This window comes from Enterobacter sp. DC4 (assembly GCF_000568095.1).
Lineage (GTDB): Bacteria > Pseudomonadota > Gammaproteobacteria > Enterobacterales > Enterobacteriaceae > Enterobacter > Enterobacter pseudoroggenkampii.
The window spans coordinates 1-12082 of sequence record NZ_AZUB01000006.1 but is presented as its reverse complement, the minus strand read 5'-3'; the positions used below and the strand labels follow the sequence as shown (position 1 = coordinate 12082).

At 51.4% G+C, this 12082-nt stretch carries 9 protein-coding genes; all 9 read right to left on the bottom strand.

Features of this window, described 5'->3' with window-relative positions; genetic code table 11:
- Positions 1-198: 198 nt before the first annotated feature.
- Positions 199-651, bottom strand: a complete 453-nt coding sequence (locus P349_RS07300) for a hypothetical protein (RefSeq protein ID WP_032648172.1) — start codon at positions 649-651, stop codon at positions 199-201.
- A gap of 236 nt (positions 652-887) precedes the next feature.
- Positions 888-1241, bottom strand: a complete 354-nt coding sequence (locus P349_RS07305; RefSeq protein WP_050597510.1) for a hypothetical protein — start codon at positions 1239-1241, stop codon at positions 888-890.
- A complete protein-coding gene (locus tag P349_RS26405; RefSeq protein WP_071995320.1) occupies positions 1238-1486 on the bottom strand; it encodes a hypothetical protein in 249 nt (82 codons plus the stop codon). Before P349_RS26405 ends, P349_RS07305 begins: the two co-directional genes overlap by 4 nt.
- A 99-nt stretch (positions 1487-1585) precedes the next feature.
- Complete coding sequence (locus P349_RS26870) at positions 1586-1774, bottom strand: hypothetical protein (RefSeq protein ID WP_238550732.1); 189 nt, start codon at positions 1772-1774, stop codon at positions 1586-1588.
- Positions 1775-1780: 6 nt separating this feature from the next.
- Entirely contained in the window at positions 1781-1945 is a 165-nt protein-coding gene (locus P349_RS26865; protein ID WP_238550733.1) for a hypothetical protein, read from the bottom strand.
- A gap of 413 nt (positions 1946-2358) precedes the next feature.
- Complete coding sequence (locus P349_RS07310; RefSeq protein ID WP_071995319.1) at positions 2359-2970, bottom strand: hypothetical protein; 612 nt, start codon at positions 2968-2970, stop codon at positions 2359-2361.
- Positions 2960-3094, bottom strand: a complete 135-nt coding sequence (locus P349_RS26860) for an HNH/endonuclease VII fold putative polymorphic toxin (RefSeq protein ID WP_238550734.1) — start codon at positions 3092-3094, stop codon at positions 2960-2962. The genes P349_RS07310 and P349_RS26860 overlap by 11 nt, the downstream gene beginning before the upstream one ends.
- A 661-nt stretch (positions 3095-3755) precedes the next feature.
- Positions 3756-4211 carry a hypothetical protein gene (locus P349_RS07315; protein WP_032648175.1) on the bottom strand — a complete coding sequence of 152 codons (456 nt, stop codon included), beginning with the start codon at positions 4209-4211 and terminating at the stop codon, positions 3756-3758.
- Between the two features lie 3 nt (positions 4212-4214).
- A partial coding sequence (locus P349_RS07320) for a hemagglutinin repeat-containing protein (protein WP_193745670.1) occupies positions 4215-12082 on the bottom strand: 7868 nt, incomplete at its 5' end.

Sequence of the window (12082 nt, the reverse complement as noted above, 5' to 3'; positions counted from 1 at the left end):
TAATCTGCCATGGCCCGGTAGCGATTCGCTTACCGGGTCTACAAAATAAAGAAATGCGCAGATGCCAGGTTAGATGGCGCTAGCCATTATTGTTAAGGCATTCTGACTAAAATAGCCAACTGACACTTCTTTCCGTCCGTACGTATAACGGGTTAAGACTTCATATCAAAATGTTATTACAGAGCATATAAAGAAAATTTATGCGTCATATCCAGCATTTTTGAAAACTGATTGAACATGCTCCGTCAGTCCGACAAGATCTTCATAGGCGATTGGGCCAAAATCAGGATAATGGTTTTCAATATACTCGTTAACATCTTCCATACCTTCACTGACTCTGAGATTCTTAACAAATGTAGGCAAAATACGATGATTAACACCAGTACCATACTCTTTCGGATGATGGGTCATACACCACTCAACTTTACCTTTATATGATTGAATCGCATCTTCCAGTAAGGTAATAACTTCTGGGACCTCTTTTTCAAAACGAAAACTGGTATAAGGAGGATACTTAGAGCGTTCAATTTTTTCAAAATGGTCATTTATCCATTCATCTTCAATACGGCTCTGATAATGTAACCACTCCAGTTTTCCAAGAGAACCAATGAAGTCCAACAAGATTGTTTCTTTCTTACCTATCGGAAACATTATTCTATACCCTGTAATTTGTCAGAGATCTTAACACTTCCCTGATTTATAGATTTGATATGTTTTTCCCAATCTCCTTTAGGAATTGGTTTTAAGGACACTCTTGGATCGTAAACATACTGACCATCGATATAAACCTGATGGAAAGCTTGTTCATGTACAATTTTTCCATTTTCATACACATTTAAGCCGTTGCGGAGCAAAAAACCACCAACTATGGGCGGATTTCTTGTTAATCATCTTATTAATGTACTCCATTGAACTGATACATAAGGCTTTAACCTAATCTCCATTCGCGTTACGGTTTCTCCTAAATTGATATCAGATGACAGATATTCACCTTTTGTTTCGCTCTTGATTTCAAAATAGTTAACACCTTCGCTAAGATGTTGAGATATTTTCTCACCATTAACTTCAATTATGGTTTGGATCCACCCTTCTAAAGCTGCATATGAGAAAATTAATTTCCCACCATTACTATCTGTATATTCATACCCATAGTGATGATCTATTTCATTAGAAAAAAACGGTTCACTTTCAAAAAACGAAAGGAGATCTATAGGATCTGGAAGATTTTCGATAAAAATCATTTTTTGCCATCCTTCGGTATTGTTGTTATGAATCGACGAGAACCATCATCCATTATTTGGAATGATGTTTCTAACTTGGCAGCCTTACCTGATGGCCCCATTAGCAATGACTCTCTAATTTCAAACCTTCCGAATTTATTACTATAAACATTTATAATACTGCCTGGTATTTTAGGAACCTGAGAAATATGTTCCATTATCAACTTGGCCCATACATCATCTAAAGGAATACCAAGACGATACATTGATTGAGCCAATTGAGTCGAACGGGGGGTGTTATGAGCACTACTATTGATCTCTCCAAATAGAAATTTAAGCTTGTCTTGTTCTATGATGACATTGCTTTATGAAGCCTGTAGATCAAGCACCGAATAATTCTGTTTTGAATTAAGGTTAGCTGTATTTTTCGAGTTCTGAGCAATTTTTTCTAATGCTTCTTTTTCAGCCGAAATTTTCCCAGCATTAACAGTACCTTCAGGAACTTTTTTGCCAGGCAATATAATACTAGCCAGTATTCCCCCAGTTGCTTCCAAGGAAGCCTAGTTTCCGCCCCATGCTCCAGTCAGCGTATTAGCAACAGCGTACCAGGTATCACTTTTCATCAGCGCCTTAACGCTGTCTGCTACCGCCTGATTTTTCCCGGCCAGGTCGCTCATCGCCTTGCTGCAGTAGCTGTCGCCCGCAGCACACGAAGCCAGTGCCATTGCCGCATCAGCGGCTTAGTCCGCCGAGCCTAGTGCTGCTTCACTGGTATCAGCGAGAGTATTGATAATACCATTCGCGATGGCAGAGGTTGCACCTTCGCCCAGCTTGTCTCTTACCTGATTTTTCAGGGATTCAGCAGTCTGTTTTGCCGCTTCGCTAGCCCGGTCACCACTCAGCGAGTTATTCTCAACAACAACTCGTTCCGACGCGATTATTGAGGGCCCAAAGCCAATTTCCCTCTAGTCAGCAGGTTATAAGTCATTTTGCTGATGCATTTCCAAAGCAGCAACTTTTTGGCCCGACGTTTTTTTGTCGGAACACACAACTATCCCGGTGAAAATCGCCATGCATATTAGCATGTCCATAAGGCGTGTCATCGTTATTTCCATATGTGTATAATGATTAACAAAAATCATATAATTTTTTCCAAAACAATTCTTTTGCCGATAGCAACAACCTCTGAGTCATTTTCATCAAACCGCCCCAACATAAAAAAAACAACCCCATTATTATGCAGTATATTTTCAATCCATTTTATTAGTCGCTTTGGTTGAGATTCACAAGAAATACTCAAGTCTGGCGATAAATTAGAAAAAAACAATTTCTCTTCAGAGTTTATTAGCTGCTGAATCTCACCATGAAGAGAACAAGAAATACGACAAGTTCCTGTTAGTATTAACCCACGACTTCCCTTATCAATAAAAGAAGACTTATCTTGAAAAGATTCTAATTTCACACCTGAATTTTCAATCAACCCCCATGTTTTTTTATAATTAACTATCGCCGTATCAGGCTGCTCTGGAACTAACTCTACCATTACATGATAACAATTTAATTCACCATCAGTAATTGTAGAGAACATTTCATTTAACAGGAAGGCACCAAACTCCTTACGGGAACAATTAGGCAATTCCCAACTTACGACTGCTATCTCATTCATACCAGGGAGTAAACCGCTAAGATCACAAATATTATTTTTGATATTTATATTTTCAGCATATCGCTTGACATAGTTAGTAGTCATAATGATTACCTCTTTCATCATTAAAATGTGGGCCTCTATTTTGGCTTAGGTCATCCGTAAAGAAATGACCACCCGCATCATCACGAATATATACTTTCTGTGTTCCGCCGCCAGGTCTGGGCACTTCAAATTCATATATATATCCTGGTTGAGGGTTATTCCGTTTATCAACATTTGGATATACTTTACTCGGGCTTTGGCTTACAGGGATACCCGATTTCCTTTTAGCTTCATTGAAAGCTCCAGACCTTGCGGAACCTTCAGGTGACAATTAACAAACTATCTGTTCCCGGACTGTTTTCCCAGATCGCTTTGATAATGTTTTCGCTCTCCGGTAAATCACCGCACACAATATCCTGTAATCCAGACTAAACCTGCTCCGGCGAAAGATTGCTGTCCTCTGCATACTGTGCATAGGACTGTACCAACTGGCAGTTATACATCATCCCTTTTGGCAAATCGAACCCATCACTCAGAGAGTTATTCTCCACAACAACTCGATCCGACGCACATTGCTCTGATAATGTCTTATTCCTTTTCTTTTAGTGCCTTATTGACCCTATTGTATTTTATGCCCAAGCCTTTTTCGCTGTTAAGCATTTTGGAGCCACAGACGCTACCGCCGCTCAGTGACGCTCAGGTCTGCCACGCATTTATCATATAAATAGCACGCAGAAGAGCTCCCAACGAACATAACACGGTGTAACCTACTGATATCGCTTAATATCCTGCCAGAATAAATTCATATATTATCGAATAATATCGCTATACCTCAAATTCATGTATCAACGATTTGATTCATGCCATTTTTTTAGAGTTTTATAAAAATTAATAACACTATCTAAATCAGTGTTCCACTCTGAAATTTTAACTCCATCTTCATTATGTGTTTTGCGCGAATCAGTAAATTCATTTATCATTTCAGGATTGAATCCCGGACACTCATCCAAAAATAAAATTTTATTTTGAACAAAAACATCATTACCCGAGAAATATAAAACCCAAGTAAATATAAAGTTCGCATTATCAGGCTCATACATTGAAACAACCAAAGCAGCATGCTTTTTATTTGTCAATCCCTCTTTAAGAGAGTTTAGCCAGCTAACTTTGTAATTATCTATATTCCAGTAAGACAGTGGAATATTTATTACCTCTGAAAAACCACCAATAATTACCGATGATGGCAAGAAACATTCACCTTCATTATTCACTGGTTTATCCTCAGGGAAAATGCCAAACATATGTTAGTCCTTAATCCTGTTCAAGTTACTGTCATAAGTTCCAATTCTGTTGCCTTTACGATCAAACATTTTCCAACCATTTGTAACATTATGACTATCAATATCGGGAGTAATGTATTTTTTACCATCAGAATAAACTGGCTGCCCATGAGAATTAAATGGTGCTTTCTGTGGTGGGATTCTGGTATCGAATCCTAATTTTTTAGCTGCTTCTTCAGCCTCTTTACCCTTAAGGGCCAGATAAGCTAAATCATCCTTATTCGGCCCTTCTGGAATCGGTGTAACCGTAGTATTGCCGCCAGTATCCGGATTTCCATCATTGTTACCTGTATTGGTTGCCCCCTGACCCGAGGACTGATTATTCCCTGTATTTGAAGGCACATTTCCAGTTACAGTCTGGTCTCCACCGGTGTTTGATGGTCCCGGGTTGATGACCTGCGTACCACCAGTACTGGTGATCGTCTTACCTGTCAGGGACTCATAGGCCGCTTTCTGAGCATCATTTAACTGACTGAGCTGGGAAGGATCATTGAGCGAGGCCACATAGATCAGATGCAACTGCTCATCTTGTGACAATGTATCCATTGCTGATGTGGATGCACCAATGCCCAGTAAAGCACCCAGACCACTGGCAACCAGGCGATCACGGCAAGCAGAAATTTTCAGACATCCCTGTGCAGCCAGTTTACCGCCCTGTATAACGACACCCAGCGAGTTATTCTCAACCTCCACCTTCGCCGTTTCCGACGCCGTCGCCGCCATGGAGACGCTGCCATCCGTCACCGCAGCGCCTGCCAGACCACCCGCGATACTCACCAGGCTACTGACCAGCCGTTTTTCCTCTGGCGTCAGGTCACTGGATTTTTTATCTCCATACAGCGCACTGACCAGATGGTTGGTCATCGCCGAGGCCGTAATGGCCCCTATAGCTCCGGCCTTCAGGCCATCCGCACTGCTCCCGCCACTCAGCTGCGTCAGCGCCGCCGCCACAATACCGTGCAGCGCGGCACGGGCTGTCGGGTCTTTCTGCTCCTTGACCAGGGTCGCCAGCAAAGGGGCCGCCCCTGCTGCCGCGCCTGCCTTCAGGTTACCGCCAAGCGCACCTGCCAGTAATCCCGCCGCTGCGCTGCCCTTAGTCCAGAAGGCACTCCCCGGACCGTACTCGGTATTCTGATATCCGGGCTGCGTCTTCAGGAACGCTTCCTGCTCCTGCGGCGTATCGCCCTGCAGTTTTCCTTCAGATGCTAGTTTCGCGCCCAGCGCCGCATTGGACTCCCGCGCTTTCTGCTCCGCATACTTGCCGTAAGCATCCAGCGCAGAAGTGGCCAGCGCCGCGCCTTCGCTCTGGACCGCCAGGTTATCCCTGACCTTTTGCACATCGCCGCTCACGTTCACGCCGTGGTGGGCGTCAGCCGTATCACGGCTCAGGTCAGCAATATCCTGTTTCTGTCCCGCCGGGTTGCGAATGACAATGCTACCGCCACTCACCGCTGATGAGGTCGTTCCGGTGTGGCTCTCTTCTGCCTGGCCCGTACCGATGGCCGGTGCCAGGTTGCGATTTTCACCGTTTCCGCTGCCGCCCGCGCTGCCGGAAAGCGCCACCGTGTAGCCGTTGCCGCTGGTCTGGCTCTCGTTGTGGAGATTACTGAAACCCAGCGTACCGGTGTCGAGGCTATTTTTATCTGCAGACGCCGTGGATGCAATCACCGCGCCGTCAAGCTGGGTATGATTTCCGGTGGTGACAGCAAAGCCGCCCTTGCCTGCGAATATCCCACTCTGTTCAACAACGCTCTTACCATTCTGGGTGATATTCTCACCCGATGCACTGACGCTACCGGAAGAGGCACCATAACACAGTGGCGGTATGCACAGACTGAGGGACGCGCCTGACGAAGACTGCTTGCTGTCATAACTGGCCGTATCCTGCACGCTGCTGATGGTGAGATCGCGTCCGGTATTCACCACCACACGGTTACCTTCCAGCTCCGCACCTTTCAGGGTGGTGTCGCGTCCGCTGTTCACCGTAAGCTGTTCATCAGCATGGACAACGCTGTTCGTATTGCGCTGTGACTGGCTGTTTTCCTTACCCTTATGCTGTGACGCTCCCAGCTCCACCGAGATGCCGTTTTGCGCACCAATCAGGCTCACACCGACACCGACGCTGAACTGGCTACCGCTGTTTTTACTCTCAGAGTGGGTTGTGTTCTGGGAGGCAGACAGCAGAATATCCCGCCCCGCATCCAGCGCCGCGTGTTTACCCGCGATCTGTACCCCCATACCGGCAATGTCGTTTCCGGCACGGACAGAGACATTCTCACCGGCAGTAATGGTGGTGCCCTGCGTGTCCGTACTGTTGTAACGACTGTCCTGAGATGACGTCCCCGCCGTTAAAGACACTTTAGCCTTGATGAGCGACGAGTCCGACATAGCGCCCTGCGCCGCGGTTGCCGCCGACTGACCTGTTCTGATGGCGGTCAGCCTCGGGTCATCGCCGTTTTCTGCGCTGCGGGCAGCCGTCTCAGCGGCTTTTGCAGCCTCAACAGCCCAGCCGCCAGCAGATGCCGTCACACCATACTGGGCGCTGCTGCTGTGGTTTTCACCGTCACGGGTATCCCGGCTCACCCCCATGAGGACATTTTCGCCACTGAGTGACACCGATTTACCGGCACGGATATCCGTACCTGACAGGGAGAGATCGTTACCGGCCTGCGCGACAACGTTACCGTTTTTGCTGCTTAGCTGGCTGCGCAATCCGTTTTCGAGGCTGCTATCTTCCCGACTGCTGTTTTTTTCATGGCGGTAGCCTGCCGTGGCGCTGTAACCATCGCCTCCCAGCGTTCCCAGCAATTTGCTGCTGCCGCTGCTCTCACTGCGCGATGTATCGCGTCCGGCAGAAACGGAGATATCCCCATTTGTGGCTGATAGCAGAAGATCGTCCGTGGCGGTCATCAGGCTGCCGCTGATATTCACGCTGCCGTCACGACTGTTAACGAAAATATCTGAGCCCTGAATGACCGACGCGTTTTGTGTGGTTCGGGTGCCACTACTGTTGCTCTCCGCCTTGCTCATCCCGCCCGGCAGGAGCTGATTACCGTGGGAACCCCCACCCGCGATGGCGCGAACAGCACTTCCGGCGCTCAGGGCGCTCGAGAGATTCCAGCCGCTATTTTTTGCGCTGCTGCCGTATTTCTCGCTGTCAGTGGAGGTGGTGATATCAACGTCGCGTTTCGCATCGAGGATCACCGTTTCACCGGCCTTAGCCTGGCTTCCGGCAATCAGGATATTGCCGCTGTTGCTGCCTCCCTGTTTACCGGTGGCAGTCATCTGGATATTGCCTGCGGCGGCAAGATGACTGCCGCTGTTAAACTCGCCCTCGTAGTGCGACTCAGAGGAAGACCGGGTGCTACCTGCGGCAACGGCCATCATCTGCCCTGGTCCGTCAAGCGCGAGCGCACCGCCTTCCGCCACCAGTCCCTTCACTTTATCGACGGTGCTGTTGCCACTGTTGCCCTTACCACGAACGATATCGCGCACGTTACGCACAGTGTCTTCAAATGGCGCTTTCACACTGACGGTGACGCCAGACGATTTGGTCTCCTGCTTCATGGACTCAGTGGTCGTATCACGGCCAGGAAGGATGGCGATGCTGTCGCCAGTGATATCGATATGGCCGGTTTTACGGGAGGAATCATCCTTCGCTCTTCCGGCAACCACATCTGCCGCACTCAACTGGACATCATTTCCGGCGCTGATAATGACATTACCGCCAGTAGTACCCACCGTGCTGCGGGCATCACTTTGCGTCGTATTTGCCCCATGTCGGGTGCTTTTTGAAGACTGCGACCCGATGGTAATACCCAATCCCGACCCGCTGGAGAAAACGCCGGATTTTTTCGTCTTCTTCATGTCGTAGAACGTGTCGGTGTTGGTTGCTGCCTCCACGGTCAGATCATTCCCAGCCTTCAGGGCCACATCGCGCTCAGCGGCAACTGATGAGCCCTGCACCGTCAGGTTGTTACCAGCCCGGAGAGCAACGTTGTCGCCGGAAAGCTGCGTACCTTTCTCACGCGTATGCGTTTCTTCGTGGACGGTGTGAGTGGTTTTCTTGCTGAGGAATCCACCGGACGTCTTTTTCTCCTCCCGGTATGCATAGTCACTTTCCGTTGCAGTGGAAAGGGTGATATCCCGCCCGGCGGCCACGGCTGTATCGCCTGCGGCATAGACATCTGCTGCCTGCGCCGTTACATCACGTCCGGCGACAACAGTCACATTCCCACCCGCAGTGATGTCGGTTCCCGACTGGCGAACCGACTCGTTAATCACTTTTTTACGGCCTGACTTATAGCTGTCGCCCTGCGTGGTCTCTTCCGCAGCCAGATTCACGTCGCGACCCGCCTGCAGCCCGACGCTTTTCTCCGCCGCCAGCGCAGCGGCCTGAGCGTTGATATCCTGCCCGGCCTTCAGCACCAGGTTATCGCCTGCGGAAATCGTGGTGCGGTCGAGCCCGGTGCTGTGGGATTCGCTTTTCCCTTTACGGCTGCTTTCGCTGGTCTGTGCCGCGTTCAGATTGAGATCGTTGCCCGCGCTCAGCCCCGCGCTGCCGCCCGCCTTCAGGTCGCTGGCGGTCACGTCAAGGTTGTGCCCGGTATTCACCAGCAGGTTGCCGCCCGCGGTGACGTTACTGCCCTGATACGTGACGGACGAACGGCTGGTTTTCGCCCGGCTGGAGCTGAATGCGTCGTTGATCTGATTCGCGTTGACGGCAATATCACCCCACGCGTTCAGCAGCATATCGCCGCCGGAGGCCAGGTTCGCCCCGGTAACGGTGATGTTTTTCCCCGCCTCAAGCGACAGGCCATCCTGCGCGGTAATCGACGCCGTGTTGCCCAGCAGCGTGTCTTTCAGGCCGATCTTGCCGTACTTCCCTCCGGCGTTGATATCAATCTGCTCAACCTGGGTCAGGTTGTTGATGCTGCCGTCCAGGCTCTCCAGCGCGACCGTTTTGCCGCTGATGGTTGAGCTGATGTTATTGATATCGCCGATGGCGCTCAGGTTCAGGTCGCCGCCCGCTTTCATCAGGCCGTTGTTGAGGTTGCTGATGCTGTTCTGGCTGTCGAGCGTCAGGCTGTTTTTAGCCAGCAGCGAGCTGCCGCTGTTGGTGATGTCGCCGCCCTTCAGGGTGACGTTGTTGCCCGCGATTACGCTGCCGTTATTGACGGTGACGTCCTTCGGCGACAGGTAGAGTTTCGGTACCATCACGGTTTCGCCGTTGACGGTGGCTTTCTCCCACCACAGCAGGCTGTGGTCGAGTGCGGCAATCTGATCGGCGGTCAGCGAGACGCCAAACTGCAGGCCCAGCGACTGCTGCGCCGCCGCGGCGTTGTCCATCAGATAGCGCATCTGATCCAGATCGGAGCCGATGCCGTTCAGGTAGCGGTTACCGGTCTGGTTGAGCACCACGTTGGAGACATAGCGGGTATCGAACGCCGCATCGCCGAGGAAGCGGTAGTCGTAATCCGGGTTCAGGTTGAGGCGGCCGAGCATGTAGGACGAGCCGAGGAACTGCTTCTCGTCGGTAAACGCCAGCCGCGTCTCCTGCGGCGCCGTGGACGACGGTTTGACCCCGAGCATCGCGTTCAGGTCGGCAAACAGGGCGGGATCAAGCTGTCCGAGACCGTTCAGTTTCGGGTTGATGCTGATCAGGTACGGACTTTTCGGATTGTCGGAGAAAACAAAATAGCCGTTGTTGCCCGACGGCAGCGGGTAAGCGCTGGTATCGACGCGCTGTCCCTGATAATGCCCGACGGCTCCGCCCTGAGCGGTTCTGAGATCGGCGGTGGTGACCCCCGCGTTCGCCAGCGCGCCCAGCTGGCCGAGGTTGGCGTTGCCTTTCTGCGTGGTGCCAATGTTGCTGAGAGGCGTGCCGGACGCACCGCCGTTTTCCAGCGCGCCGCCGCCGTTAATCTGCTGCAGCGCACCCTGGAGCTGATCGTTCCACTGCGGCGAGTTCACCGCCACGGTGCCGGTATTGCTCAGCCCCTGTTTTTGTACGCCGCTGCCGATAGACGGGTTGGTGAGCGAATTCAGCGATGGAGCCACGATGGCGTTGCTGATCCGACCAGTGCCGGCGCTTGTGGTTTCATTACCAATAGAGCTGGCAAACCTGGCGTTGACATCACCACCAGCCTGAATGACTGAGCGATATATTTCACCGCCTTCCTGAATGCTGTCAGTGCCAATCAGTTTGAATTCTATTGTTCTTTCGCGAGGAAGACGTACCGTCTTGCCGTCATATTTTATTCCGGTGTTGTCATTACGCGGTAGAGCGCTGACATCATCATTCGCAAACTGCTTGTTCGAATATTTCTGGGGGGAATATTTATAAATCAGGTAATTAGTAAACGTTCCTGATTGCCAGCTCTGGTTGTTTAATGTATCGCCAGAAAGGTCAATATTGTTATTAGCCAGAATGCTGCTAGCCGCATTATCGAGCGCGTTGGCACCAATTGTCAGAGTTCTCCCCGAAGCAATTCGGGATGCGCCACCAGAACTGGAAACATCTGTTTGGCTCTGGCTGGAAATGAACTTTTGCGTCGCCTTATCGGCAAAAGGTGCGTAGTAGTACTGATAATAATGGTAATAGTCGCAGGCACCATTTGCATTACAGGCACCCGATTGTGTTGTATAGGCATAACCATTGATGCCATAGGATCCTTCAGGCAACTGGCTGATATCAACATTAATGGTCGCATTACCCATCCCAGGTATAAGGTCTGTTCCTGCAATTGAGGTTTGGATTGCTTTAAGCCCATCCCTTTGGTTCAGCAAATGCCCCGTTCTGATCGTAATATCACCATTCTGCGTCTCAATATTCCCCGACGTGTTCACCACCTGGCTGTTCGCATTCCCTGCCGCATCCCGCTGCATCCACAGGTTGTTCCCCGCCATGATGTCGCCGCGCTGGTTGGTGATGCTGTCGGCAAACAGCGTCAGGTTATTCGCCGCATAAAGCAGCGCGGTGTTGACGATGGCGCCCGGCGCGCTCAGGGTCAGCGAGCCGCGCGTGCCGGTGAAGCCGTCCACGGTAATATTGCTCCGGCTGGCCACGGTGATGTCGCCCCCGCCCTGCACCGAGCCCGCGGCGTTCAGCGCCACGCTGCTGCCGGAGAGCGTACTCGCGCCGCCGCCGGTTGTGATTTGTCCGTTGTTGTTGAGCTGCCCGCCCGCGTTCAGGTTGACCGCCTGCCCCTGCAGCACGCTGCGGTTATCGATGTCGCCGCCGCTGTTGATGGTCAGGGTTCTGCCTGCCGCCACGGCGGTCCGGCTGGTAAACGCGTTCGTCAGCTGCAGCGTTAAGTCCCCCAGGGACACCAGCTGGCCGGTAAGGTCCAGCCCCCGGCTCTGCAGCCACAGGTTGCCGCCGCTCAGCAGCTTGCCGCCCGCGCTCTGGGTTACCTGGTCCGCGCCAATATTCAGCTGCGCGTTGCCGAGCAGCGTGCCGCTGTTGTTCAGCTGGCTGTAGTTAACCGTCAGCTGTCCCGCCTGGGTGGTGCCCTGGCTGGCGAAGTTGGTGCCGGTCAGGGTGGCGCGATCGGCCACCCACGTGCCGCCGTTGATGGCGTTTGCCGCATTGAGTATGAGGTCGGTGGCCTGCAGCCAGCCGGTGCCGGTGAATTGCGGGGTGCCGAGCGTCAGGCGCGCGCCGGACAGGAGCCTGCCGTCGTTACGCGCCTGCGAGGAGGCGGTCACCCGCGTCTCACCGCCGCCCTGGATCAGGCCGTAGTTAAACAGCGCGGGCGTGGTCAGCGTCAGCGCATCGCGGCTGACGATTTCGCCTCCGCTGTTGTTGGTCAGCGTCCCGCTGAGGGCCA